The 26242-nt window shown below is 49.8% G+C and carries 28 protein-coding genes and 1 riboswitch; of the genes, 10 read left to right on the top strand and 18 right to left on the bottom strand.

Translation table 11 applies throughout. The features are described from left to right. Positions 1-16 precede the first annotated feature (16 nt). Complete coding sequence (locus tag ACYVAM_RS09470) at positions 17-802, bottom strand: hypothetical protein (protein WP_461066244.1); 786 nt, start codon at positions 800-802, stop codon at positions 17-19. Positions 803-945: 143 nt separating this feature from the next. After that, positions 946-2154, bottom strand: a complete 1209-nt coding sequence (locus tag ACYVAM_RS09465; protein ID WP_461066242.1) for a saccharopine dehydrogenase family protein — start codon at positions 2152-2154, stop codon at positions 946-948. A gap of 223 nt (positions 2155-2377) precedes the next feature. Between ACYVAM_RS09465 and ACYVAM_RS09460 the strand changes: the two genes are divergently transcribed. Next, on the top strand, positions 2378-2818 hold the full coding sequence (locus ACYVAM_RS09460; protein WP_461066240.1) for a WapI family immunity protein: 441 nt from the start codon (positions 2378-2380) through the stop codon (positions 2816-2818). 15 nt (positions 2819-2833) lie between these two features. Here the strand turns inward: ACYVAM_RS09460 and ACYVAM_RS09455 are convergent, their stop codons facing one another. From ACYVAM_RS09455 to ACYVAM_RS09440, 4 genes are all read right to left on the bottom strand, one after another. After that, on the bottom strand, positions 2834-4180 hold the full coding sequence (locus tag ACYVAM_RS09455) for a serine hydrolase domain-containing protein (RefSeq protein WP_461066238.1): 1347 nt from the start codon (positions 4178-4180) through the stop codon (positions 2834-2836). Between the two features lie 83 nt (positions 4181-4263). Then, entirely contained in the window at positions 4264-5553 is a 1290-nt protein-coding gene (locus tag ACYVAM_RS09450) for a serine hydrolase (RefSeq protein WP_461066236.1), read from the bottom strand. Positions 5554-5644: 91 nt separating this feature from the next. Beyond that, positions 5645-6028, bottom strand: coding sequence for a DUF3037 domain-containing protein (locus tag ACYVAM_RS09445; protein WP_461066234.1), 384 nt, complete (start codon positions 6026-6028; stop codon positions 5645-5647). Further along, the gene (locus ACYVAM_RS09440; protein WP_461066233.1) at positions 6006-6803 is read right to left on the bottom strand and encodes a HipA family kinase; all 798 of its coding nucleotides are present in this window, start codon (positions 6801-6803) and stop codon (positions 6006-6008) included. The genes ACYVAM_RS09445 and ACYVAM_RS09440 overlap by 23 nt, the downstream gene beginning before the upstream one ends. 225 nt (positions 6804-7028) lie before the next feature. Here ACYVAM_RS09440 and ACYVAM_RS09435 point away from each other — a divergent pair, with 225 nt between their 5' ends. Then, entirely contained in the window at positions 7029-8123 is a 1095-nt protein-coding gene (locus ACYVAM_RS09435) for a serine hydrolase domain-containing protein (protein ID WP_461066231.1), read from the top strand. A 33-nt stretch (positions 8124-8156) separates the two neighbouring features. On the opposite strand, the gene ACYVAM_RS09430 is transcribed toward ACYVAM_RS09435, so the two are convergent. Together ACYVAM_RS09430 and ACYVAM_RS09425 are read right to left on the bottom strand one after the other, a co-directional pair. Beyond that, positions 8157-8498, bottom strand: a complete 342-nt coding sequence (locus ACYVAM_RS09430; protein ID WP_461066229.1) for a nuclear transport factor 2 family protein — start codon at positions 8496-8498, stop codon at positions 8157-8159. A gap of 238 nt (positions 8499-8736) precedes the next feature. Then, a complete protein-coding gene (locus ACYVAM_RS09425) occupies positions 8737-9273 on the bottom strand; it encodes a pyridoxamine 5'-phosphate oxidase family protein (RefSeq protein WP_461066227.1) in 537 nt (178 codons plus the stop codon). A gap of 440 nt (positions 9274-9713) precedes the next feature. Here ACYVAM_RS09425 and ACYVAM_RS09420 point away from each other — a divergent pair, with 440 nt between their 5' ends. Next, on the top strand, positions 9714-10940 hold the full coding sequence (locus tag ACYVAM_RS09420) for an ABC transporter permease (RefSeq protein ID WP_461066225.1): 1227 nt from the start codon (positions 9714-9716) through the stop codon (positions 10938-10940). 21 nt (positions 10941-10961) lie between these two features. Here the strand turns inward: ACYVAM_RS09420 and tenA are convergent, their stop codons facing one another. Genes tenA through thiM form a run of 4 tightly spaced genes read right to left on the bottom strand, consistent with a single transcriptional unit; the run spans position 10962 to position 13845 of the window. Continuing rightward, entirely contained in the window at positions 10962-11612 is a 651-nt protein-coding gene (gene tenA / locus ACYVAM_RS09415) for a thiaminase II (protein ID WP_461066223.1), read from the bottom strand. 6 nt (positions 11613-11618) lie between these two features. Further along, positions 11619-12425, bottom strand: coding sequence for a bifunctional hydroxymethylpyrimidine kinase/phosphomethylpyrimidine kinase (gene thiD, locus ACYVAM_RS09410; RefSeq protein ID WP_461066221.1), 807 nt, complete (start codon positions 12423-12425; stop codon positions 11619-11621). Beyond that, positions 12422-13042 (bottom strand): thiamine phosphate synthase, encoded by a 621-nt coding sequence (gene thiE, locus ACYVAM_RS09405; protein ID WP_461066219.1) that lies wholly within the window; start codon positions 13040-13042, stop codon positions 12422-12424. Before thiE ends, thiD begins: the two co-directional genes overlap by 4 nt. Next, positions 13039-13845, bottom strand: coding sequence for a hydroxyethylthiazole kinase (thiM, locus tag ACYVAM_RS09400; RefSeq protein ID WP_461066217.1), 807 nt, complete (start codon positions 13843-13845; stop codon positions 13039-13041). Before thiM ends, thiE begins: the two co-directional genes overlap by 4 nt. 45 nt (positions 13846-13890) lie before the next feature. Next, positions 13891-13992, bottom strand: a riboswitch (TPP riboswitch). Positions 13993-14102: 110 nt separating this feature from the next. Between thiM and ACYVAM_RS09395 the strand changes: the two genes are divergently transcribed. Beyond that, the gene (locus ACYVAM_RS09395) at positions 14103-15404 is read left to right on the top strand and encodes an alpha/beta hydrolase family protein (protein ID WP_461066215.1); all 1302 of its coding nucleotides are present in this window, start codon (positions 14103-14105) and stop codon (positions 15402-15404) included. A 188-nt stretch (positions 15405-15592) separates the two neighbouring features. On the opposite strand, the gene ACYVAM_RS09390 is transcribed toward ACYVAM_RS09395, so the two are convergent. Both ACYVAM_RS09390 and ACYVAM_RS09385 read right to left on the bottom strand, forming a co-directional pair. Continuing rightward, positions 15593-16615 carry a ScyD/ScyE family protein gene (locus tag ACYVAM_RS09390; RefSeq protein WP_461066213.1) on the bottom strand — a complete coding sequence of 341 codons (1023 nt, stop codon included), beginning with the start codon at positions 16613-16615 and terminating at the stop codon, positions 15593-15595. A 99-nt stretch (positions 16616-16714) separates the two neighbouring features. Further along, a complete protein-coding gene (locus ACYVAM_RS09385) occupies positions 16715-16891 on the bottom strand; it encodes a DUF1059 domain-containing protein (protein WP_461066211.1) in 177 nt (58 codons plus the stop codon). A gap of 330 nt (positions 16892-17221) precedes the next feature. On the opposite strand from ACYVAM_RS09385, the gene ACYVAM_RS09380 reads away from it, so the two are divergent. From ACYVAM_RS09380 to ACYVAM_RS09370, 3 genes are all read left to right on the top strand, one after another. Next, entirely contained in the window at positions 17222-18067 is an 846-nt protein-coding gene (locus tag ACYVAM_RS09380; RefSeq protein ID WP_461066209.1) for a sugar phosphate isomerase/epimerase family protein, read from the top strand. A 161-nt stretch (positions 18068-18228) separates the two neighbouring features. After that, positions 18229-19044 (top strand): MbnP family protein, encoded by an 816-nt coding sequence (locus ACYVAM_RS09375; RefSeq protein ID WP_461066207.1) that lies wholly within the window; start codon positions 18229-18231, stop codon positions 19042-19044. Continuing rightward, positions 19041-20156, top strand: a complete 1116-nt coding sequence (locus ACYVAM_RS09370) for a cytochrome-c peroxidase (RefSeq protein WP_461066205.1) — start codon at positions 19041-19043, stop codon at positions 20154-20156. The genes ACYVAM_RS09375 and ACYVAM_RS09370 overlap by 4 nt, the downstream gene beginning before the upstream one ends. Before the next feature lie 18 nt (positions 20157-20174). Here the strand turns inward: ACYVAM_RS09370 and ACYVAM_RS09365 are convergent, their stop codons facing one another. The 3 genes from ACYVAM_RS09365 to ACYVAM_RS09355 all read right to left on the bottom strand — a co-directional run bounded on the left by ACYVAM_RS09365 (position 20175) and on the right by ACYVAM_RS09355 (position 22367). Continuing rightward, positions 20175-20555, bottom strand: coding sequence for a MerC domain-containing protein (locus ACYVAM_RS09365; RefSeq protein WP_461066203.1), 381 nt, complete (start codon positions 20553-20555; stop codon positions 20175-20177). A 154-nt stretch (positions 20556-20709) separates the two neighbouring features. Beyond that, the gene (locus ACYVAM_RS09360; RefSeq protein ID WP_461066201.1) at positions 20710-21411 is read right to left on the bottom strand and encodes a TapB family protein; all 702 of its coding nucleotides are present in this window, start codon (positions 21409-21411) and stop codon (positions 20710-20712) included. An 80-nt stretch (positions 21412-21491) separates the two neighbouring features. After that, positions 21492-22367, bottom strand: a complete 876-nt coding sequence (locus tag ACYVAM_RS09355) for a geranylgeranylglycerol-phosphate geranylgeranyltransferase (RefSeq protein WP_461066199.1) — start codon at positions 22365-22367, stop codon at positions 21492-21494. Between the two features lie 171 nt (positions 22368-22538). On the opposite strand from ACYVAM_RS09355, the gene bshA reads away from it, so the two are divergent. From bshA to ACYVAM_RS09340, 3 genes are all read left to right on the top strand, one after another. Then, positions 22539-23678, top strand: a complete 1140-nt coding sequence (bshA, locus tag ACYVAM_RS09350) for an N-acetyl-alpha-D-glucosaminyl L-malate synthase BshA (protein WP_461066197.1) — start codon at positions 22539-22541, stop codon at positions 23676-23678. Between the two features lie 77 nt (positions 23679-23755). Then, entirely contained in the window at positions 23756-25093 is a 1338-nt protein-coding gene (locus ACYVAM_RS09345; protein WP_461066195.1) for an NAD(P)/FAD-dependent oxidoreductase, read from the top strand. A 93-nt stretch (positions 25094-25186) separates the two neighbouring features. Beyond that, positions 25187-25834: a sterol desaturase family protein gene (locus ACYVAM_RS09340; RefSeq protein ID WP_461066193.1), complete on the top strand. Its 648-nt coding sequence runs from the start codon at positions 25187-25189 to the stop codon at positions 25832-25834. An 80-nt stretch (positions 25835-25914) separates the two neighbouring features. On the opposite strand, the gene ACYVAM_RS09335 is transcribed toward ACYVAM_RS09340, so the two are convergent. Beyond that, positions 25915-26241 carry a nucleotide pyrophosphohydrolase gene (locus ACYVAM_RS09335; protein ID WP_461066191.1) on the bottom strand — a complete coding sequence of 109 codons (327 nt, stop codon included), beginning with the start codon at positions 26239-26241 and terminating at the stop codon, positions 25915-25917. Between the last annotated feature and the right edge of the window lies 1 nt (position 26242).

Raw genomic sequence — 26242 nt, 5'->3', positions numbered from 1 at the left:
CCCGCCAGATTCCATATTACAGACTGTCGTACTTTTTTACGAGCAGAATGGCGTCAGTATCGGTTTTAAACAACAGATTTTCCTGCTTGACAAATGCTTTCAGTTCTTCTTTCCGATCACCCAGGGCGTCGATAATCGACTTGTCTGAGAGTTTGACTTTGGTCAATGTCTGGTCGGGCCTGAGCAGATAATAAGAAAACGCATTCTGGTAGGCGTCATAGCGTACATCGCTGGCGTACGGGTTTTTATAATCGGCTGATTTGACCGTTTTGGCTATTCGCTTCAGTAAGGCGTTCTTACCCTGATAGAGCAACAGAAAGTAGCCGTCCTTCAGGGTTTGATCATTTGTTTTGGCCGTTGGTAAGCGCTCGAAAAAGTATACTTGTCCGTCTTTACTGTTGAGGGCAAAGTGCTTTACCTGATTGGCATCGATAATGATCGAGTCATTCCCGAAGCCTGTTCGTAGTAGAATCAACTGTTGTTTGTGGGCATTGAATTTGAGCGGCACATTGGTGTAGTTCTTCCCTGTCGTCATCTCGACCTGCCCATTGATCCAGTCGGGTAAAAAATAAGGAGTTCCCTTCAGCCCTTCGTAGCGGTTATCGAGGGTATTAACCATGCCGTTTGGCCCAGCGCCAATAATCTGATTCGTCGATTGGTACGTTTCGTATCCGTTCCGTTGGTTGAGGGGCGTAGGGCTATCCTGTCGGCTGGCGCTGTTCGCTTTGGTCGTGTCACGGGTTTGGGCATACCCAATCGAAAGGGAGAGAAGGGCTATTGTCGTTAGAAATAGAGTTTTCATGCGATGGATGGTCAGTGGATTTGATTGGGTATCTAAATAACGAAAAATCCCGCCATCTGGGATGAACGGGAGATCGATAAATCATCAATACCGATTACGTTGTGCGAGAGTCGACTCTCGCACAACGTAACCGGCAGAGCTTCCTAATAATCGTGCGGGAGCGGGATGTTGATGCGCTCCTGAACGGGTAGCCCCTGTATGTTCATTTGCTCGATAAACGGATCCGGGTCCAGTTCTTCGCAGTTCCAGACGCCGGGTTTCATCCAGACGCCGGTGAGCATCAGCATGGCACCAATCATGGCCGGAACGCCCGTCGTGTAGCTAACGGCCTGTCCACGCACTTCACGGTAGGTTTCAGCATGGTCGCAGTTGTTCCAGATGAAACACGTGCGCTCTTCCCCATCTTTCACCCCTTTAATCTGGCAGCCAATGCTGGTCTGGCCCGTGTAGTTTTCGCCCAGCGAATCGGGAGCAGGCAGCACCGCTTTCAGAAATTCGAGCGGCACAACGTCCATACCCTGGAACTTCACCTTGTCGATTCGGGTCATGCCCACGTTCTGAAGTACCTCCAGATGAGTCAGATACGCTTGCCCAAAGGTCATCCAGAAACGAGCCCGTTTCAGGGTTGGGAAGTTCTTGACCAGTGATTCCAGTTCCTCGTGATACAGCACGTACGACTCACGAGCGCCGATTTCGGGGTATTCGATGGGTTTGTGAATACTCATGGCCGGAATCTCGATCCATTCGCCATTTTCCCAATAACGACCGGGCTGGGTTATTTCCCGGATGTTAATTTCTGGGTTAAAATTGGTGGCAAATGCTTTGCCATGGTTGCCTGCATTGCAATCTACGATGTCCAGATAATCCATCCGGTCGAAGTAGTGCTTGTTAGCGTAGGCGGTGAATACCTGCGTGGCACCCGGATCGAAGCCGCAGCCCAGAAGGGCCATCAGGCCAGCCTCCTCAAAGCGCTCTTTGTAAGCCCATTGCCAGCTGTATTCAAACTTGGCAACATCTTTGGGTTCATAATTAGCCGTATCCATATAGTGCACACCCGCTTCCAGGCAGGCATCCATAATGGGCAAATCCTGGTAGGGTAGGGCCACATTAATGACCAGCACGGGCTTGAATGACCGGATCAGGGCGACCATTTCGGCCACCACATCGGCATCTACCTGGGCGGTTTGAACAGTGACGCCGTGCATCTCCTGAATTTCGGCCGCAATACGGTCGCACTTGGATTTCGTGCGACTAGCCAGCATAATCGTTGTGAAGACATTGCTGTTCATGGCACATTTGTGCGCCACAACACTACCAACACCACCGGCTCCAATAATGAGCACGTTTGCCATCTATCTGAATGATTAGTTTGTGTATCCTTTCGGCCGCAAAGATAAGGAAACTGACTACGCAGATGAGTGACTGAGGGCGGAAGTTAACGGATTGATAAACTTTCCCGTTGGATAGAATTGAATACGGGCATCACGAATAGTTAAATTTTGCCGGGAATCTGTAACAACATATTTAGTATATTTGTTAGGTAGAGAATAGTTGCCCTCCCTAAATTACTTCGTTATGAAATTTGTATCTTCTGCTAACTCACTGGACTCATTTGAGTTCGCCATCCTGGGTTACGGCCAGGCGACAAAAAGCTGGCGTGACCGCAATCGGCTTCAATGCCGGTTTTCGACCTTCTGGCGGCAACAGGCTGACACACAGTCGGCAAGGTTGCACACCTGGGAGGTTAAACGTCTGCTGACGGGACTTCGGGCACTCTGGAATAAAGCCACCAATCATGTGGCCCTGACCTTCTCCGAGCCGGGTTTAAGTATGGACGCGAAGGCGATATCCGATGATAGCTACCGGCTGCAAATCCAGTTGGGACACGATCTGACACCCGCCTGGAACGAATATCCTGACTTTCCGGTAGAAATGGATATAGTGTTGAGCCGCACGCAACTCCAGGAAGCCATACAGGAGCTATCAGGACAGATCGAAACTTATCCGGAGCGGTAAGATTCGCCACATTAATTAATTGTCCAGTGCCTGGTAGATCATCAGACTGAATTTATCATCGAGTTCCCCGCCGTAACTTGTTCCCCACATCTGTTTCATGAGCACCGCGCAGATTTTTTCTTTAGGATCGGCAAAATAGTCCGTGCTAAAAGCCCCGCCCCAGGAAAAAGTGCCTATGCTGCTCAGGTCTTTGGTGTGCCCTTTCTCATTGACAACGGAAAAGCCCAGGCTGAAATAGCCGTGCGGATCCGGGAAAAGGGTGCCCGTCTGATTCGAGTTGGTAAATAGGTCAACGCCTTTCCGGCTTAGAAACCGCTTGCCATTGTACACGCCGTTATTCAACAGCATCTGGAGAAAAATAGCGTAATCGTAGGCCGTACTCGACAAACCGCCACCACCCGAAAAATAGGCTTTGGCGCCAACGATTGGGAAATCAGGATCGGTAGGCAGCGTTTTTATGGTCGATGTTTTGACAAGTTTCTTGTCCTTGTCTTCCGAATAGACCGGCACCAGTCGGTCTTTTTTCGAGTCGGGCAGATAGAAATACGTGTCTTTCATGCCCAGCGGTTCGAAAATACGTTTCTGAAAAAACTGGTCCAGCGGCATTCCCGATACGACTTCCACCAGGGCGCCTAACACATCGATGCTCAGGCCATAGGTCCACTTTTCGCCGGGTTGATGATTGAGCGGCAACTTTGCCAGCGTCTTCACCGCATCACCAATTTTTACGTTTTGGGTTGTAAACGCATCGATAATTCCTGCTTTCGTATAAATGGCCCGCATGTGGGGATCGCTCGAAATCACGTTGTAATTGAGGCCCGACATATGGGTCAATAAATGCCGGATGGTAATTTCCCGCTTTGCGGGAACGGTGGTATAGGTGCTGTCTTTTTCATTGAATTTGTCGAGAACAACCGGCTTGGCAAACTCCGGGATATACTTGCTGATCGGGTCGTCGAGCATGATTTTGCCTTCTTCGTGAAGCATCATCACCGCCAGTGACGTAATGGCTTTCGTCATGGACGCAATCCGGTAGATCGCATCTTTCGCCAGCGGCTTGTTAATGTCCAGATCAGCGGTGCCAAACGCTTTGTAGTACACAATTTTGCCGTCTTTTACCACCAACGCAGCGACACCCGGAAAGGCTTTTTTGTCGATGTACGATTGAATGAGCCCGTCGATGCGGTTGAGTCGTTCGCTGGAGAAACCGACCATTTCGGGTGCAGCCGCGGCCAGGAGCGGAGGGGCCTGCTTAGTACCTGTTTGTGCATAGACCGAAATGGTGGTGAGCACCAGCAATACGCTTGCCCGGAAAGTAGTCGTGAGGTTCATGTCGGTAAGGGGAAGGATATGAGTGGCCATTTTGCCCCGTGTTTAAACCGATGCAAAACAGCCCCACCATCAGTCGGTAAATAACGAAAAAATCTTTGTGAAACCCAGTTGACCTAATTATCGACGTCTTTGATTGTGGTCCGGTTGTCGTTCGCCCGTTTCTCGTACGGAATCCGAAACGAACTCAGGTTGGGCACATGTGTTCGTTTACGGTTCAATTCATGCTGGTAGATCGTTTGACCAAGCTGATACAGGAACGGGTGACCCACGGTCTCGTACTCATATTTATCGTCATTCAGAATGCCATCGCTGTTGGCATACAGAGTCGCGGTTAGCATGTATTCGACTTTATGGTTGAAGTCCACCACGTAAGACGCGTCTGTCAGAAAGCCGTAGGCCCAGCCAACTTTGTTGAAAACCCGGACATTCTGAGGGAGTTGATGGTGCAGACTGTCCATAAAAAAGAATTTTACGTAACTATCATAATACTGTTGAGCGTCGTATTTGGGGTAATTGGTTTCGCGGGGAAATTGCGACAGGTACTGATACAGAAAGGCATAGTCGTCGGGCGTGAGGTCGAACCGTTGCTTCTTCGGCACGGAGAGCGGAAACATAACGGATTGTAAAATCTGCTGGAAACTTTCAAGCGGAAATTTGTTCCGTTCCGTGAAGTTGAAGGGCTCCTGAATCAGGCTGTCTTTCGCATAATATCCCTTGCCGAGTTTGGCCGTCCGACTGAAGTCAAACGGGTCTTTGTTATACGCTGCCTCCTGCGCATACAGGAGCTTTCCATCTGCCTGAATAAACCGAATGGGGTTGGTATGGCGGTTTTCTTCCGGTGTCATCCGCACGAACCGATGTGTAATCCGTGTATCCAGATACCCTTTGGCGTGTAAATTTCGGTTAATGCGTTCCTGCCCGACGAATTCATACATGCGGCTATAGGCGTCATTGTCACTCACTAGAAACGCTTTTCTGATAAACTGAGCGATCGACGGATAGCCCGTCTGGGCCGTGTTGTCGTGCCATTCTTTTGTTTGCCCACTGTAAGCGCTGTCGAACTGCATGGACGTAAACTTGGTCACGCCAGGCTTTTTCAACTGGTTTATTTTCTCAAGTGACAGCAGGGCCAGGGGTAATTTTACGGTCGAAGCGGGGTTGAAATACTCCGTACTATCGACCCGAAAATAGTAGTTTTTGAAAGACGGTTTATTGTTGGCATCCCGGTCAATCTGCGTATAAATGATCTGTAGTCGATAAGTTTCCGGATGCTGGATAACTTCTTGAAAAACAGGGTGCTTGTTCGTCAAAAGCAAATCCTTAAGCAGGGCATCTGTACGAGGCTGGGCGTAACTACGTACGACGAGGAGCAGCAGGCACAGAGCGGTAGCGAGATGGTGCATAGGTATAGTTTGTAATGCGGTGATGCGGCATTCCGACATCCGGTCCGCATAACTGTTGGGCTAATAAGACCAGCCATTGCAATTAGCCATGTTACAGGACCAACTGCTCAAAAAGTTTTTCCAGCGTTTCCTGGGCGCTTATGCATAGACCGGGGTGAACAGGCGACGTTTGTACCACTGTGCTTCGGGTTGCGGTCAGCCAGCGAAAGCGACCCGCAATGGGTAGTTGACCGATGGTGCCGCCTTCTTTACGGCCAGCGCAGATGCGTTCGAAGGCCAGCAGGCGCTCTTTCAATTCCTGGCAGTCGATCTTGTCCGAGAAAGCACAAAGCCGATCTTCATTCAATGTATACATTGTTTTCAGAAAGCCTTCCGCAGAGCAGTAAAGAATGACGCCTACGTTAAGGAATTCTTCCCGTTCGACGCGTGGCATGACGCGGATGACGGCGTACTCAAACAAGTGCTTTTCTGGCATGGATAGCTTCTTTCACAAAGATTTCGGATGAGGCAACTCGCGATACTAAAAATTGGGCGTACACCGCGCGCTGTTCGTCGGGCGACTCCGGCGTCGACTCGTTTATCAGCCATTCGTCAGGAATCAACCCGACGATAGCTTGGATACGGTCAGGGGTGAGGATCGTTCGAAATTCGGCATCGACGGCATCGAGTTCGCTGGCCTGAGGCAGCAATACATGGTCTTTCACCTGAACGAACGGGCGCTTGCTCTGGGCTTCCCAGTTTTCCCAGGAGTGGTGAAAATACAGGGCTGCGCCATGGTCGATCAGCCATAATTCCTTATGCCAGATGAGCATGTTTGTATTGCGGGCCGTGCGGTCAACGTTCGTGACCAGACAGTCCAGCCAGACAATTTGCGACGCTAGTTTGGCATCGACTGTCGTGACCAGTGGGTCGAACGTAATGGAGCCAGCCAGATAATGCAGGGCCAGGTTGAGGCCTTCGCTGGCCCGGAGCAGATCCTGAATTTCTTCGTCGGGCTCCGTACGGCCAAACGCTTCATCGAGCGTCGCGAACACGATTTCCGGAATCCGTAGGCCAAGCAAACGGGCAATCTCACCCGCAATCAGTTCCGCGATAAGCGCTTTGGCTCCTTGCCCCGCTCCACGAAACTTGAGTACGTATAGAAAATCGTCATCGGCCTCGACCAGGGCGGGCAACGAGCCACCCTCCCGCAAGGGTTTGGCATAGCGCGTTACGCTGACGGTTCTGAGTTCAGGTTGATAAATAGGCACAATGGGTACGTCGAAAATAGAAATCTGTTTTTGGAATTAACTGCACAAAGTCTCCAGCGGCCTAAATTTATGGGGCATTCGGTACTTTTACTACAATTGCGGCAAATACCAGAACGAAGGTACCGATTAGGAATAAAGACCTTTCTGCATCAATTTAAGCACTCGTTGATGGATATTTGGGTAAACATGTATTTTTACCGGTATCCTAATACAACCTGCTCATTCATGAAAATCAATCTATTAACCTACCTGTTTTTTATCGTAGTATCCGTTAACTTTTGTGCCAGTGCCCAGCAGTCACTCGAAGGCGACCTCGATAAATTATTCGCCAGCACGCCCGACTTTAGTGGAGTGGTGCTCATTGCCGACAAAGGCAAGCCCATTTACGAAAAGGCGTTCGGCTATAAACGATTCGAGACGAAATCGCCACTGGCAACTTCGTCTATTTTCGAACTGGCCTCCGTCTCCAAGCAGTTTACGGCCATGACGATCATGATGCTGAAGCAGGAGGGAAAGCTCAATTACGATGACCGGATTGATAAATACATTTCGGGTCTGCCGTATCCGGGAATAACTATCCGGCACCTGCTCAACCATACGTCCGGTCTGCCTGATTATCAGGATGTGATGGACAAGCATTGGGACAAGAGCAAAGTCGCCAACAACGCCGACAACGTTGCCTATCTGATCAAGTACCACCCCGCGAAACTATTTGAACCGGGAGCCAAATACACCTACAGCAATACGGGTTACATGCTACTGGCGAGCATTGCCGAACGGGCATCGGGACAGGATTTTATCAACTTTTGCCGAACGCGCATTTTTAACCCCGTCGGCATGACGCATACCGACATTCGCACCAGAGAAGCAAAACTAAAACTGCCTGATGTGGCCTGGGGACATATTTATGTGCCTGAGAAAAAACGGTACGTTCAGGCCGATTCCTTTCCCGAATTTAATTACGCCATCTGGCTGGGTGACCGCAAAGGCCCCGGTCGTATCAGTTCGACCGCCGACGATTTGCTGAAGTGGGACCGTGCGCTGTACTCTAATCAACTGGTTAGTCAGCAAACGCTGAGAGACGCCTTCACTCCGGCTAAACTCAATGATGGCTCACTGTCTTCGTATGGCTTCGGGTGGGAGTTGTCGCAAAGCCCGAAACTTGGCCGTCTTGTCTGGCACGACGGTGATAACCCCGGCTACAAAACTCAGATCATGCGCTACATCGACGCCGACAAAACGATTATTCTGCTCTGCAACAACGCCCACGAGAAGAAGGCCGATATGATTAAAGCGCTACAGGCGTTGATGGAGAAATAAGACTGGTCAATCCATTGAAACGGATCAGGCAGGTCATTCTATGTCCATCCGTTTGATTTTTTCTTCCTCAATCGTATAGACATGTTTGACCATACCATCTGTCAGAATAGTGCCTTTTTTGTCGTGGATCAGTTGATGGACGAGCACGTCGATCTGTCCACCGGTCATCGACCGAATTGATAAGGGCGTTACGGTTGGGTCGATTTCCTGCCATTGCCGCGTCCAATATGCCCGTACCTCGTCATGCCCGTGTACGTAGCCGCCTTCCCAGCCGTTAGGCCATTGTACATCTGTGTGCATGAGGGCAAGCACAGCATCGATATCCTTTGTGTTGAACGCGTTGTAGGCTCGATTGATCAGGTCCTGATAGTCCATCGTTTTGCTAAAAGGCTAGGTGTTGTGGTTGAATTCCGCTCATCAAAAGAAGCGGATCTTCTACGAATCAGGCGTCAGTATACATTGAGATTTTATCGGATCTACCTGAGATCAACCAGTTAACAACTATATATGGGCACCCCGGCGTGGTTAGTTGCCCACGTCAGAGTGCCCATACATGCTTCTTTTCTGTCTGCTGTTCAGACTACCTGAACAGCAGACATGCGCTTACCTTGCCCTAGACCGTTAAAGTTCCTTCAATGGAGTCGTCCAGTGTTTTGCCCATGATGGCACCGGCAATTGTTTTGACAAATGCCACCGCATCACCGTGTTTATTGTCCCAGTAATAAGCTTCCAGCGTATTCACTTTTATGACCGTAATACGCGGATCATCTACGCCTTCGGTGAACCATGCTTTTAAAATGGGCTCCCAAAGTTCTTTGATAAGTGCCTTATCGGTAGAGATGGTAGCCGCTCCGTAGATACTCAGGAAATCGGAGTAGTCTGACCCCTGAAACAGGAGCTGCACGTTGTTATCGGACTGGATCGTTGCGTTTTTGTGGCTATCGTTGGCGCTCAGAAACCAGAAATTACCCTTTTCGTCGACTTTCTGTACCGACATGGGCCTTGTTTGCAATGGCTCGCCGGTTTTGATTCCTGTGCAGAAAAAGCACGTACTACTTTTGTCGACCAACTCTTTGATTTTCTTGCCGGCTTCGCTGCCAATCAGGTCTTCGTGGTTTTTTTCGGGTTGCTGTTGATTGATACTATCCATACCGATTGAGTTAACGGGTAAATTGGTGATCTATGTTTAACAACAGGATTGGTCAAACCGCTTTTTAGAAAATACATTTCCTTAGTGTACGGTTTTAACGACCGTACCCGTGAGGCTTTATGCCGAAACAATACAGCGCCTTCATCGCGACGTTTAGCCACAAGCGCATCTGATCCGGCAACTGATTGCCGCCAGACAGTTTGGAACCTGATGGGCTTTGCTGCGGCTCAACCCTACCGGAAAGTCCCCTTTCGACGCTGGTATTCTGCTGGCTTCATTTTCGGTAGATGATCTGGGGATGAACTACAAACGACGGATCGGGTTCGGGCTGTGCTGATGCATGAGTACGCCCGCTTATCACATAAGCACTGCATCTACCTGGTAAAGTGTCTTACCTTGGACTTTCTTACATACCGCTAACCAGCAGTGCTAAACCAGTCATGGGAAAGAAAATCTTAGTTTCGTTTGTAACGGCTTTAGAAAATATTCGGACTCGCTTTTTCCACACCCTGTTGTCGATACTCGGTATTGTTATTGGGGTGGCGGCCCTGGTGGCCATGCTGTCGTTGATTGATGGTATGGAGCAATATGCTCAGGAACAAATCACGAAAACGACCTCGCTGAAAGCAATTCTGATTCAACCCAATCTGTTCAAATCGGTGAATGGGGTAGGCGTGAAGAAAGAGACGTATGCCTATTTGACCTACGATTCGTTTGGTAAACTGCGCTCGTCCCTGACAAAGCCCGCAACGGGGTATCTCTATAGTCGGCAGCCCGCTGAAATTACGGCAAGGGCAACTAACCGGGACATTGGTACAATCGTGACCGGCATGAGCCTTCCGATGCACCCGGACATAGCGATGGTATATGGCAAGGCGTTTAGCGAAACGGACCTGAAGAACAAGCATCCGGTTGCCGTTATCAATCAGCAACTGGCGAAGCAACTGGTGGGCAAAAAGCCAGAAAAAACGGCTATCAATCAGCAAGTGTTATATAAGGGCACTCCGCTGACCATAATCGGGATTTCGGCCGATAAAGACGCCAAAGTTGGGCAGTTGATGATGCCCGTTACTCTGTTTTCGGATAGTGCCCTGAAAGCCACCCCAGCCATGTGTTTTATCGAGGCTGAGAGCGTAGAAGATGTGCCTGAACTGAAAAAGCAGATCGAGGGCTGGCTGACCACCCATATGAAGACCAAACTGGCCGATTTTTCCATTATCACCAATGAGCAGCGTGTGAGTCAGGTAGCCAAAGGCTTTCTTCTGTTTCGCCTGATTATGGGAATGATTGTGGGTATTTCGGTACTGGTGGGCGGGATTGGTGTGATGAACGTACTGCTCATTTCGATAACGGAGCGGACGGTCGAAATAGGCGTTCGAAAGGCCCTTGGCGCAAAACGGCAGGATATTTTATGGCAGTTCCTCTCCGAATCCATCACCATCTCCACCTTTGGTAGTTTACTTGGGCTGGCGCTGGGATTATTAAGCACGCTGGCGTTCGTGCCGATTGTGAAAGCTCTCACCGACATCCCGTTTCAGATGGCGTATACCTGGAATACGTTTATTATCATCATGGTCGTTGCGATGCTGATTGGCGTTATTTTCGGCACGTACCCGGCCATGCGAGCCGCCCGGCTCGATCCAGTCGAAGCCATTCGGCGGGAGTAAGGGTAGAATGTTGATTATCTGTCAAACACGCCAGCGGGTCTGCTCATACGCGTCATTCCAGAAATACCACTCCAACCGACTCGATACCCGGAACGCTTCCCGCATTTGGGCTACCTCCAGCGGTCCGGCCGTTTCGGCATATTGATTGGTCAGGGCCAGCATTTGATTGACCGACTGGTCGAAGGCGTCGCCCGCGTAGGTGTCGATCCAGCTTCGGTAGGGGTTTTCCTGAATGGCTCGTTCATAAATGTATTTGCCCACCTGCCGATAAATCCAGAAACAAGGCAAAACGGCCGCAGCACCAACGGCTATCGACTGAAGGGAGGTGGTAGCCAGCAGGTAGTTCGTGTAAGCAAAACAGGCGGGCATTTTCGCTGTTTCGGGTTGGATATCGTAGAGCGCAAAATACGTCTCGTGCAATGCCCGCTCCACGAGAATAGCGTTTTGGGCAAACTGCGTGAAGGCCAGCATATCGTCGGGTGTGGTGGCCTTTGTCGCCAGTTGATTCAACGCCCGGCTGAAGTCCGTCAGGTAAAGCGCATCCTGCTGGATGTAGTATTGAAACGTTGTTGATGGAAGGCTGCCCTCCATTAGCTCGGTAACAAAGCCGTGTTCGAGTATGGACGTGTAAATAGGGCTGATGTCCTGCCAAAGTTGGTCGGTGAATGTCATACGGATTTACTGCCAAACGTTAAAAAAATGGTGAACAGGACCATGCCCATGGCCTAGTTTATAAACGGCCCCCGTGCGAAGGGCCTGAGTCAAATAGTCTTTGGCCGCAGCTACCGCATCCACCACCGATAAATCCCGGGCCAGCCCGGCGGCAATGGCTGAAGAAAGCGTACAGCCCGTTCCATGCGAATTATCCGTCGGGATCCGGCTTGTGGGGAACCAATGTTGCTCTTCTGCTCCGATATACAGTAAGTCGGTACTTTCGGCTGTGGGTAAATGACCGCCTTTCACCAGAATCGCTCCCGGGCAAAGCGTTGCCAGATCAACGGCGGCCTGCTGCATATCGTCAAACGTCTCGACCGGGCGACCCAGTAACACACTGGCTTCGGGCAGGTTAGGCGTAATGACAGACGCAATGGGCAACAAGTATGTTTTAAGCGCGTCGACGGCTTCATCCTGCAACAGCTTATCGCCACTTTTGGCCACCATAACCGGGTCTAACACAATCGTTTTCACCCCAAACTCGACCAGCGTTTTTGCTACCTGTTCAATGACTTCGGCCGAGTGGAGCATGCCAATCTTCACCGCATCGGCCCCAATGTCGCTCAACACCGCTTTCATCTGTTCGGCAATAAATGCGGGAGGAACCGGCATAATGCCCGTTACGGCTTTGGTATTCTGAGACGTCAGGGCCGTAATCACCGACATGCCGTAGCAGCCCAGGGCGGCAAACGTTTTCAGGTCAGCCTGGATACCGGCTCCCCCGCCACTATCCGACCCGGCAATGGTGAGGGTACGTGCGTATGTTTTCATGAGTTTGTTCGATGAATGAGTTCGAGGGTGGCCTCATACGGTGACGGTTGCCCACAAATGGATGAAACCACAGCGGCTCCCGAAGCCCCGGCCTGGAGAATAGATTGAATATTGCTGGCATTGATGCCGCCTATGGCAAACGTTGGCAGGGTAGTCTGCTGACAAATAGCCCGTAAGCCATCCAGACCAAGCAGGCTCGATGTATCCTGCTTGGTGCCGGTCGGAAAAACGGTGGCGATGCCGAGATAATCCAGATCAGCATCGCGAGCGGCTTCCAACTCGGCTAACTTATTGATCGATAGGCCAATGGTCTTGTCTGGCCCGATGAGCGAGCGAACGAGTTGATGCGGCATATCGTCCTGACCAACATGCACGCCATCGGCATCGATCGCTAAGGCTATATCGACCCGATCATTGATAATGAGTTTCGCTCCGTAGGCTTGCGTAATGCGTTTCAGTGTCACGCCCAGTTCCAGAAAAGCGCGGGTCGACAGTTCTTTTTCGCGCAACTGCACCCAGCGAACACCCGCTCGGCAGGCTTCTTCGACCACGAAGGGGAGCGTATGGCCCGCCTGCTGCGCAATGGCGCTGTCGGTTACCAGATAAAGCCTGTTCACGCTTCGGTCAGTTGAAGGCGATTAACAATACTTGTTTCGGTCAACTCATACAAGGCATCCAGGAAGTTGACTTGCAGGCTACCCGGAGACGATTTTTTAGCGACTGCCAGTTCACCTGCAATACCCATAACGGCCATAGCGTGCGTGGCCGCCAGAAAATAATCGGCGTTAACGGCGGCAAAAGCACCGGTTAGGGCTGTGGCGGTGCAACCCATGCCCGTCACTTTAGTCATGAGCGGGTGTCCGTTGGCAATGACGGCTGTTTTATCACCGTGAATAATGTAGTCTTTTTCGCCACTAATGACCACCACGCTGCCCCAAACGGAACTCAGCCTCCGGGCTGCGTCTAGGGCTGCTTCGGAGCCGTACAGGCTGTCTACGCCTTTCGTTTGGGCGTTGAGGCCCGCCAGTGCCATAATTTCGGAAGCATTCCCCCGAATGATATCCGGTGCGGCCAGCGCCAGCAATTCCTCACTAACCTGATTGCGGTAGGTGGTAGCCCCCACACCAACCGGATCGAAAACAATGGGTTTGCTCAAGGCCCTTGCCTGGCGCATGGCCAGCCGCATGCCCGCCACAAACGTTGCATCCAGTGTGCCGATGTTGACGACCAGTGCACTCGAAATAGACACAAAGTCTTCGACTTCTTCGGGCGCATGGACCATGGCGGGCGACGCGCCCAAAGCCAGCAGCGCATTGGCCGTATTGTTCATGACCACGAAGTTGGTTATGTTATGAATAAGCGGGGCCTGAGCGCGAATACGCTCAACATCGGACCAGATGGACTGAGGAGATTGGATCATGTTGCTGTCAATGGTTCGGTAAACAGCAACTTTAGGAGAGCGGAGCGCGTCTCGTTAACTTTTCCCTACGGCAGTATAAACTGCATCAGGTAATAAGGGTATTCTCTCAGTCAGTTCAATCAGGAACTGACACCCCTAAAGTTGTCTGGCAAAGGTAACGGATAATGAATTACGAAATTGTAAAAAATGCAGGACCATCGGCTGACTTTAGAAAGTTTGAGATAGCTTTACAGCCAACATTCCTATTCCTACATTCCGTGAAATTTACGTCTATTCGTTACCTGTTTCTCCTGCTCTTTACGCTGGGAGCTGTCTGCCCAATTATCGCCCAAACCCCGGACAATACTTTTGTCAATGGTGATTTATTACCCAATTCCCCCGAGCTATCGGCTCGCGGAACGTATAGCGTCGGGGTACGAACCCTGAAGCTGGTTCATAAAGACCAAGTTGACGTTCTGCACACGAAAGAGGGTAAACACCCGCTCTATGATCGTCCGCTTACGGTTGAGGTCTGGTATCCGGCCCGTGTGGTGGCCAACAAACCGGCTCTGGTCACGTATGAATCCGTACTTGGTCGTTCCAACGATCCCAAGCGTCCCCTTATCCCATTCACATTTATGGGCCGGGCCGGTCGTGATGCCGAGCCAGATGCCAGCGGAGGAGCGTATCCGTTGGTGATCGTTTCGCACGGGTATCTTGGCTCGCGGCTGTTACTCACCTATTTAACGGAAAATCTGGCCTCGAAAGGGTACGTTGTCGTTGCCATCGACCATACTGAATCTACCTACAGTGATGCCGCTGGATTTCCGAGTACACTTCTGAATCGGGCGCTCGATGATTTGTTTGTGCTGAACGAAATGGCTCGGCTAGGCACTAAGTCCAGCAATACTTTTCTGGCTGGGTTGCTGAACGCCGATAACACGGCGCTGATTGGCTACTCGATGGGCGGCTATGGCGCACTCAATGCCACCGGGGCGGGGTTCAGTGCTCAGGCTGTTAAGGCGTTTGGGCAACTGGCGCAGGGCAGTACGGCCCTTGAAGTCCGGGCTATGGATTCCCCGTCGTACAAAGCTTCACTAGACCCTCGCATCAAAGCCGTGGTTGCGTTTGCGCCCTGGGGCATGGAACGGGGTTTCTGGGACGCTGCCGGACTGGCGGGTTTAACCCTGCCCACGTTATTTGTTGCAGGTAGTAAAGACGATGTATCGGGCTACGAAAAAGGCATCAAAGCCATTTATGACGGAGCCGTCAATGCGGATCGTTACCTATTGACCTACGTAAATGCCCGGCACAACGTGGCGCCCAATCCGCCACCAGCGGCTTCGCTACAACCCAGTGTATCGCCTGATGAGTACATGCATTATGCCGAACCCGCCTGGAACGAACACCGGATCAATAACATCAACCAACACTTTGTTACGGCATTTCTGGGGATTCACCTCAAGAAAATGGATTACGCCAAGTATTTAAATCTTCCCGAAACAGACGCTGCTGGGCCTTGGACGGGTTTCAAACCCCGCATGTCGGTTGGCCTGGAAATGCGCCACGCGAAGCCTTGACTAGTTAAGTAAGCCACATCTGGATTTATCTGATTAATGGTAAAAATGTTGACCACATCAGACCGCCGAAGCGAAGGCACAAAGAACACAGAGGGTTAAGACGTAGACTTCATCAAGTCATGCTCTGTTTTCTTTGTACCTCCGCTTCGGCGGTTCGATGTGGTCAACATTTAACCTCATGGATTTACTTAGAAGGTGACCTTCAGCAAGGCACCGTCGCCCAGACTGGTTATGTAAGCCAGATGGCTATTGCTTATTTTCAGGTCGGTTGGCAGGTTCAGTTTATCGAGCAAAACAGTGCTGCTCATTCCATTGGCCCGGAGTAGACGGCCCGTATTTGGTGTGAAACCCATTGGCCCAAATACAGCATGTTCGAGAACCAGGGGTTTTCCGTTACCATCGTTTTCTACATCGACCAGACTATTGAACGTTTGCTGATAGATACCGAGTGTTCCCGTCAGATCCATCTGATAAAGAATGGCTTTGCCAGCCGGAAACGGGAAGCCCAGCAATGTACTGATCAGAAACTGATGGCCATCATACGTGATACTCGTGGGTACCGACTGAATGAAAGGGGGACCAGGAGGAGGACCGGCCGGATTTGGATTGACAATACCCGGAACTTCAACCACGACGCTTAGCTCACCGGTTTTTGATCGGCGAATGATAGCGTTTGCCGCGGCATCGGTAATGTAGAGAGCACCGTCGGGACCAAGCGTCAAATTATAGAGGTGCGATTCGCCGGTATCATTCTTGAACGTATAGTCGATCACAAATTTCTGAATATTTTCGGGTGTCAGGCTGGAAAACGGTATGGCAGGCGTCACATCCGTTTTGTAAGAAGAGAGATCAACTTTACAAAGTCCTTTAGGAGTCAGGAAATAAAGCATTCCATCGGCTACCAGCAGATGATCGACCGCATCGAGGTCGCCTGTGTTATTGGTTTGTGAGTAAATTCCGGTAACAATTGGATGCTTCTTGCCATCGGATGTAATTTCCGACACGCTGCCGTCATTTTTGCCAGTACCTTGTTCAGCAACAAAAATACGCCCACTTGCATCGGTCTCCACACTAATGGGAGCCAGCAGGCCCGTCGCCAGTGGAGCGACCGTGAATGTAGGGTCTGGGGGGGCAGGTATGCGATGATCCTGACAACTCGTCAGGAAAAGAGTTACCATCAGACAACCGTAAAGCGTCAATTTTTGATTCATAATAAATGGATGGTTGAGTGAAAAAAGGATATAGTAAGCCCTCTGCACGGGTCGAGTGCTGTTGTGTTTAAGCAATAAATAGGATAGAAAGGCTCGACGTTAGACCGGCTCTTCCCGAATCAGGCTTTTGATTCCAGCCGCTAGTTCGGGCGTGACCGTAACACCATGAACCGTCTGAGCGTGTTCGGCCGCCTGGTTTAAAACGTCTTCTTCAGTCGTTGCTTTTACGACAGCGTCGCAATCGAAGCCAGCATCTCGGCAGTGTAATGTTTTCATAAGTTTGGATCGGTGTTTCAAATAGGGGATTTGAGTCTATTGGTCAGGAAGTTATAGCATATGATTCATTGCCTGCATAACTTTTGAGTGAACGGTGAGGATTACTGAGCAAATGACCGGAACTCGTTATGAGCTATGGATTTTCTTTAAGAAACAAAGGAGAAACAGGCTAAGAAACGGGCTTGTGGAAGAGCATAATTAAGTAGAAACGGCTGCCGAGATTCCTTACTGACTTAGGACCTGCCTATCCTGGTGCTTCCACCATACCTGATAGTTGTAGGGTACTCGCTTAACTAACCAGTTCACTAATTTTCGTTTCTCATTTTCGATATGCTACGTAAAACCCTGTTGTCACTTTTATTTCTGGCTGGTTCCTGGACTGTTCAGGCGCAACCGTTTGGTAAACTTGTTCAGAAAACGCCTGGTATTGTCTCATATACCCTACGCGATAGCTTTGGTAAAGACGTTCCCGGAACCCTCGATAAGATCAAAGCCTGGGGTATTACGGATATTGAGTTTTCGAGTCTTTTCGGCAAAACGGCACCCGAGCTTCGGGCACTTCTCGATCAGCGTGGACTCAAGTGCAGTAGCTATGGGGTGAGTTATGACGCCATTGACAAAAAGCCTGATTCGATCCTGCAAAATGCTCAGGCGCTGGGTGTTCAGTACATTCGTATCGGGTCGATACCGCACAAGACGGCCGCTACGCTGGAAATGATGCAGAAAGCCGCCGAAGTGTTCAATCGGTTTGGTAAGAAGGCACATGAAAAAGGAATTATGTTCTGTTATCACAATCATGGATTCGAGTTTCAGCCCTACGAAAATGGGACGCTGTTCGATTATCTGGTGAAGGAAACCAATCCTGAGTATGTGGGCTATGAGATGGACGTAACGTGGACCTATCTGCCGGGGCAGGACCCGGCCGCGTTATTAACCAAGTACCCCAAACGATTCCGGCTAATTCACCTGAAAGATGTTGACAAAAGCGTTGCCCGCAGCGATAAAGGAAGTATGGCTAACGAACAGTCGGTCGTACTGGGTACGGGTCAAATCGATTGGCCTGCTGTCTTGAAGGCGGCTCGTAAGAGCTCAATTGCTCACTTCTATATCGAAGACGAAAGCAAGGCCGCTGAGCAACAGGTGCCGCAGAGTCTGGCTTACCTGAAAAGTCTGTAAAGGCTACCGGCCTGGAAAAGTCGCCTACAATAAGCGGCTTTTCAGGCCGGTAGCCTTTAAACCAGATTTAATTCGGTAGCCTGCATGATTTTGAGCTTCCTTACGTTAGTAATTTACACGCCCATCTGTTCCCAAACGAACAGGTAGCCAACGTACATGCTATGAAAAGGACCATTACTGTTGGGTTGCTGGCTAGTATCGCATTAGGTCTGGCTGTTTTTTCCTGTAATACAAACGATACGCCCATGACGCCGGTGGCCACAGGCCGTTTGCGTGTTGCTTTTGATAACGTAGCCGGTACATCGGATCTGGTGCTGAATTCGGGCACGTATCAGAATGCCGTTGGTGAGTCATTCACCGTTACGAAGTTCAACTATTTTGTGAGTAACATTCGCCTTCGTAAAGATGATGGCAGTGATTATGTGGTGCCGCAGGATAGCAGCTATTTCCTAATTCAGGAAGAAAAGCCAGCCTCACAAACGATCACGCTATCCAGCATACCGACAGGCAATTATACGGGCATAACGTTCACCGTTGGGGTGGATAGTCTGCGTAGTCTGGCCAACATCAGCAAGCGCACCGGTGTTCTCGATCCGGGGCTCAACGACGGAATGTATTGGGAATGGAATTCAGGCTATATTTTCCTGAAACTGGAAGGCACATCGGCGGTAGCACCAGCCGCCCAGAATAACGCATTCTACTACCACATTGGTGGATTTGGCGGGGGATATGACGGCAAGAAAACAATCAATAATCTACGTACCATCACAATCCCGTTTAAAACCGACCTAGCCAGCGTTCAAACCACTGTGACGCCATCCGTGCAACTAAAAACCGACGTACTGGCGCTTTTTAATGGATCAACGAAGCTCAGTATTGCTCAGAATCCGTCTGTGATGTTCGATACCTATTCGACTTCTATTTCGGATAATTACGCAAAGATGTTTAGTTACGTTCGCTTGCAGGCTAATCCATGAGGTGGCTACGTACGATATCGACAAAGCGTATTGGCTTAACGGTCAGCACCGGCTTGTTTATGCTGGCCATTGCCTGCCAGACAAACAAAGGCGGTGAGCCAACGCCCGAGCCTAACCCGCCTGCACCCGGTGGTGGAGTAACTTATCAAACAACTCCCGTAGCATTTCGAAAACCGGCTAATTTCCCGGACGTAGTCTATGATTTGAGTCAGAATCCACTTACGGTCGAAGGGGTAGCATTAGGCAAGGCATTATTCTATGATCCGGCTCTCTCGCGCGATACAACGATCAGTTGCGGATTTTGCCACCAGCAGTTTGCGGGGTTTGGGCACTCCGATCATCCGCTCAGTCATGGCATTGGCGGTAAGTTTGGTACGCGTAATGTGCCGGGTTTGCAAAATCTGGCCTGGAGCCGTGAGTTCTTTTGGGACGGGGGCGTGACAAACCTGGATGAACTGCCCATTTCGCCAATTCAGAATCCAGTCGAGATGGATATGAAATTTTCCGATGCCCTGAGCCGGGCGCAGAAAAGTCCGAAGTATCCGTCGATGTTTAAAGCGGCTTTCGGGTCAGATACGGTCACGACAGCTCGCTTTCTGAAAGCGATTTCTCAGTTTTTACTGACCCTGGTTTCGGCTGATTCCCGTTACGACAAATATGTACGGAAAGAGGCTGGTGGCGACCTGAGTACCGACGAACTGGCGGGGCTGGCGCTGTTTCAGCAAAAATGCGCGACCTGTCATGCCACCGATTTGTTCACCGATAAGAGCTATCGCAACAATGGCCTGCCCGCTAGCCAAGGTATAAATGATCAGGGAAGGTATACAATCACCCTGAATGAAGCTGACCGACTGAAGTTTAGAGTGCCGAGTTTACGGAACGTAGAAAAAACGTTTCCTTACATGCACGACGGTCGCTTTGCCACGCTGGATCAGGTATTGAATCACTACACAGCCGGCGTTAAAGACACCCCTTCTCTCGACCCAGCGCTGAAAGTCAACGGTCAGCTCGGCATTGCTCTGACCGATTCCGAAAAAAAGCAGGTCATCGCCTTCCTGCGCACCCTCACAGATGATACGTTCATCAACAACCGGGCGTTCGGCGCCAATTAGACCGCCCGGCGGTTAAGACTAATGCGTATGATTCAGTTTATGCTGTTTGATGTTGATCAGGTGAGTGATGACCAGACCGGCGGATGCGGCATAGGCAAGATACTCGAAAACCGGAGCTACGTCTTCCAGCAAAAGAGCCATCGTAAAGAGGGCTAAAAAGCCCCAGAGACCTCGTTTGATGGCTGGAGCCGCATAATGGCGGGTAGCGAAATAAACGGCTACGATGTTTACGCCGATAAATACGTAGTCCAGGCTCAGATAGCCAACACGGAGGGTTGAGTTCTGGAAAACCGAACTTGTCAGCAACAGGATAGGAGTGACCAGGCAGTGAATAATGCACAGCACCGAGCCTGTTATGCCAATATAATCAGCTTTGCGGGAGAGAATATCTATCTTCATGAGCACGCACAAAAGTACGATGCTTTGGGCAAACGTACGCTCCCTTAACCCACTTTCTTGCAACAAAGTTGCGTAAACTGATTGGGAGCGCGCAAATAGTGAGGTACGGTCCCCGGCGTCAGCCAGATTTCACCTCGCTGGCCGCCCCTAAAGATCAGTTCACTTTTGTCAGCAGCGAATAGCCCATCAGTTTACCGCCTTTGTTGTATGTTTCTGATTTTATATCGAATAACTGATTGTCGGCGCGGTAACTAACAATGTGCATGGTACTGCGAATGGGCATTCCCATCACTCTGTTTTCCATGTTCATGTCCGACGAAATTTTGTAGGCATTAAATGTACCAGCGGGCGTCGTCAGGGGTGCCTGGCTGTCTACCTGCCGATTAGCCATGACCATGTTCATTGTCATCATCGTGTTGCCGTTCGTATTCATTTCGACTTCCATCTGGCCGTCACTCAATTTCTGCCCCACACTCAGTTTTCCCGGATAAACGAGCTTGTTGGTTTTGAGCTTCATTTCCATGTCTTTCATACCGCCATTCTGCATCGCCTGCATCATGCCCGACATGTCCGCGATCAGTTCATCGCCCGTACAGGTGTAATGAATGGTATAGGGTGGGCGTTGTTTTCCTTTTTCATCTTCTACCTGAGCCGTAATGTCCATAACCGTCGAACTGCCTTCTTTGTGAACATCTTTGACCAGGTAATTAATTTTACCAATGGGCTTGTCTTTGGCATTGAACTGGCTCAGCTCGAAGCTCATTCCCGACTTAAAATTCATGCCCATACAGGCTTGAGCCATACTTGTGCTTCCTGCGACAACGGCAACGAGTAATGAAAGTACTAGTGTTTTCATGTGAATAGTGGTACGTTTAGCGATATATGATGTAAGATATAGTTTAAAACATACATCATACACCTTATAGCATACATTTCTTACGCCCATATCATACTCATCACGCCCATAAGCATAATGAGTTTGCAAAGGTTACTCAGATAGCCGAAATCGTGCCGGGTGTCGGCTATAACAAGTCGATAGGTGAGCCAGGCGACAGGAAAAAGGAGCAACCCGAAAATAAACGTGAGCCGATCATTATGGAGTGAACTGGCAATGAGGAACAGACTCAGAAGAAAGGCACCAAGCAGACCATATAGCAGGTATTTCGTTCGTCGGAGGCCCCACACAATGGGCAATGTACGGCACCCGAAACGGGCATCACCTCGGATGTCCTGCATGTCCTTTATGATTTCACGGATGAGCGAAATGCCAAACGAAAACAAGGCATAGATCAGCAGCATATCCGTATTCTGACGGTAATAGACGGCCAGAACGATAAATGAGAGGGCCGTTAACAGGGAAATAACAACGTTCCCGACAAGGGGCTGCCGCTTAAATTGAGCCGAATAGAACCAAAGTAACGTAACGGACAGGACATCGACCAAAAAGACCCATCGACTCAAGTAAAGACCCAGCAAACAGCCAATGACATTCAGTCCCTGGTGAACGCCCATGGCCACCCGGCGCTTCAGGTAACGCCCAATAACTACGCGTTGAGGCTTGTTGATGAGGTCAATCTTAACATCGAAATAGTCATTGATAATGTAACCGGCGGCTGCTATACAAACCGTTGATAAGGTAAGAATCCATATTTTTGGGTCGGTAAGTGACTGGACAATTTCTGATTTGTCGCCAATTAAAAACAGCCGCGCCAGAAACTGCGTCAGAACAACAATCAGCAGGTTCTGCACCCGAATAAGCCGCAGAAAGCCAACTGTGAACGCCGAGAAAGGAATGGACTGCCGTGCCACCATGACTGTTTTTACAAAGTACGCGTTTTGGAAAGTCGGATAGAAAGTACGGGAAGGCGAGACCGCAAAGAAACAACAAAAACTGCTTCATTTTGCCTCTTTCCCCTTTCTTCTATTTTTAGGGATTCTTTTTACTCCTGTTTGATGTTGATAAACAAAACCGTTCTCTGACGCATGAAAATTGGTATTGTGTGCTACCCGACCTTTGGAGGCAGTGGCGTTGTAGCGACTGAACTTGGCAAGGGATTGGCCAAAAGCGGCCATCAAATTCATTTCATTACCTACCAGCAGCCGCCACGGCTCGATTTTTTTAACGAGAACGTCTTTTACCACGAGGTAAATATACCATCCTATCCGCTGTTTCAATATGCGCCTTACGAATCGGCGCTAGCAAGTGCGATGGTCAACGTAGTGATAAACGAAAACGTTGATCTACTGCATGTTCACTACGCTATCCCGCACGCATCGGCTGCCTATATGGCCAAAATGATTTTACGGTCGCAGGGGCGTAATGTGCCGGTTGTAACAACGCTGCACGGTACGGATATTACCCTGGTTGGGAAAGATGCTTCTTATGAACCCGTAGTAACATTTAGCATCAACGAGTCGGATGGCGTAACGGCCGTGTCTGAAAATTTACGGCAGGATACCTACAAGCACTTTAATGTTCACCGTGAAATTGAGGTCATTCCTAACTTCATCGATTTGAGTCGTTTCAGGCGTCAGCAAAAGGATCATTTCAAACGGGCCATTTGTCCGAATGGCGAAAAACTGATTGTGCATACGTCGAACTTTCGGCGGGTAAAGCGCATTGACGACGCCGTAATGATGTTTTTTCATATTCAGCAGCAAACGCCAGCCAAGCTTCTGCTCGTTGGCGATGGCCCCGAACGCGCTCGTATTGAACGGCTGGTGCGTGACCTGGGTATTTACGATCAAGTTCGTTTTCTGGGTAAGCTCGATGCGGTGGAAGAAGTACTGTCTGTCGCTGATTTGTTCGTGATGCCGTCCGAGAACGAAAGTTTTGGTCTCGCTGCGTTGGAAGCGCTGGCTTGCGAAGTGCCTTTGATTACCTCGAACGCCGGTGGTTTACCTGAATTGAATATACAGGGCGTAACGGGCTTCCTGAGTCCGGTGGGCGACGTGGACGATATGGTCAAAAATGCGCTATATGTCCTGGACGATGCTAACCTGCCCACCTTCAAAGAAAATGCGCTGGCGCGCGCTAAGGAATTTGAGCTATCGCGGATTTTGCCCCTTTACGAAGCCCATTACGAGCGTGTACTGCAGTCGGTTCAACCTTTAGTGTCCTGAACTTAGTACCAGGTTTACAGTTTTAGGTTTACGGAGAAATGCCATAAACCAATACCGTAGACCGTAAACGAAGACAAATGAATCCAAACATACCACAAACAGACCGCAAGCGCGTCGTTGTTGTCGGTGCTGGTTTTGGTGGCCTAAGGTTGGCCCGCTACCTGTCGCGCCGGAAAGAGTTTCAGGTAGTATTGCTCAATAAACAGAACTATCATGAGTTTCAGCCACTTTACTATCAGGTGGCGACGGCCGGGCTGGAAGCTAACTCCATTTTGTTTCCCCTGCGTGCTGTGTTTGGGAATTGCCAAAATGTACACATTCGGGTTACCAACGTAACGGGTATTCGACCAGCTGATAAATCAGTTGATACCGAGCTCGGACCGGTCACATACGACTATCTCGTGATGGCGACGGGTGCGGATACTAACTTTTTCAATCAGCAAAACATTATTGAGAAGGCACTGCCCATGAAGTCGGTGGCCGAGGCCATTGCCCTTCGAAACCGGATGTTACAAAACTTCGAGGATGCGCTGAGCGTTGAAACCCTCGATGAACGGGAGGGTTTGATGGATGTGGTGGTGGTGGGTGGTGGGCCAACGGGCGTTGAGCTCTGTGGTACGCTGGCTGAGATGCGTAAAACGGTGTTGCCCGCCGATTATCCGGAACTGGATTTCAAGATGATGGATATTTTCCTGATCGAGTCAGGGGGGGAGTTGCTGGGACCCATGTCCGTTCAATCGCAGGAGCATTCGCTGGCGTATCTGCAAAAGCTGGGCGTGCATGTGCGGCTGAATACGCGGGTCAAAGATTTTGATGGGCGCGTAGTGACCATGAACGATGGCACGTCGCTCCGGACCAATAACCTTATCTGGGCGGCTGGCGTTAAAGCCAACCCACTGTCTGGTTTGCCACCGGAAACGATTGGTCGGGGAGGGCGGGTGCTGGTTAATCGATACAGCCAGGTGCAGGGCTTTACGGATATATTTGCCATCGGTGATGTCGCCCTGATGACCGAAGAAAAGTGGCCCAACGGACATCCGCAGATTGCACAGCCTGCTATTCAGCAGGGAAAGCACCTGGCCAAAAACATGATTCGATGGGTACGTAACGAGCAACCTGAAGAGTTCGTCTACCGCGATTTAGGGACAATGGCCACTATTGGGCGGGGGTTAGCCGTGGTCGATTTGCCTTTTTTTAAGTTTCAGGGATTCTTTGCCTGGATAACCTGGTTATTTGTCCATCTCATGTCCATTGTCGGCGTGAAAAACCGACTGGCTATTTTTCTGAACTGGATGTTTAACTACCTTACTTATAATAACTCACTTCGGCTTATTATTCGCCAGAAAATGCCCAAGGGCGACATGGCGGCTATGCAGGAAAAGCTCTCTGATCAGTTGGAGGTCAGTAAAACATAGCTCAGATAGTAAATTTAGTTTACTATCTGAGCAAAAACCTGATTTTCGTTTTATTTTTGTGTCATAATATTCTTTGTTAATTTTTATCTATCTATGGAATCAACTACTGAAAAGCTACAAACCATGGCTGGCCACGGTAAAACCCGGCCTAAGAACAGCGGTAGTAAAAAGCTATTCGACAATCCGATCCTGGAAGCGCTTTCACGGACGCACATCATGGTGCCCATATCAATGTGGTTGGTATTGTCGGTGTTTCTAGGGTGGTATGCGTTCACGTATACGGATATGGGAGCCGCAACCATTACGACTTTATTTGCAACGGGTTTATTGGTGTTTTCTCTGTTTGAATACGTACTACACCGATATCTATACCATTTAGCTCCATCGACGCCCCAGCGCGCCAAAATACAGTATACGTTTCACGGTGTTCACCATGAATACCCGAAAGATAAAACCCGGCTGGCTATGCCTCCGGCTCTGGCTATTTTCGTGGCTGGTGGATTTTTTGGCTTATTTTTCCTGCTCATGGGCGAAGCCGCTTATGCGTTTTTCCCGGGCTTCCTGGTAGGCTATTCGGGGTACTTGGCCGTACACTTTATCGTTCATGCCTACGCACCCCCGAAGAATTTCTTCAAGGTATTGTGGGTCAATCACAGTGTACATCATTATAAGAATCCAGAAAGTAATTATGGTGTGTCATCGCCATTCTGGGATTATGTTTTCGGCTCATTTCAGAAGTAATCCAGATTCCTGTTAGCTATAAAAAATGCCCGCTGATAACTCAGCGGGCATTTTTCGTGTAACGCGGATATCTTGTCTGTTTACTGTAGTTTCTCATTATTCAGGTGCCGGGTGGCATCCCGTATGTTTTTCTTGTCCAGATTTTTCTGGAAGGCATCCGTCAGGTCGACACCCGTCTGGTTGGCCAGACAAATGAGTACCCAGAGCACATCGGCCAGTTCGTCGCCCAGATCTTTATTCTTGTCGGATTCTTTTTCTGACTGCTCACCATAGCGCCGGGCAATGATTCGGGCTACCTCACCAACTTCTTCCGTCAATTGAGCCATGTTGGTCAATTCGTTGAAATAACGAACGCCAACGGTTTTTATCCAATCGTCAACGGTGATTTGGGCTTCTTTGATGGTCATG

This window comes from Spirosoma horti, from assembly GCF_054776595.1.
The sequence above is the reverse complement of the archived record's forward strand: the minus strand, read 5'-3'. Positions and strand labels throughout refer to the sequence as shown.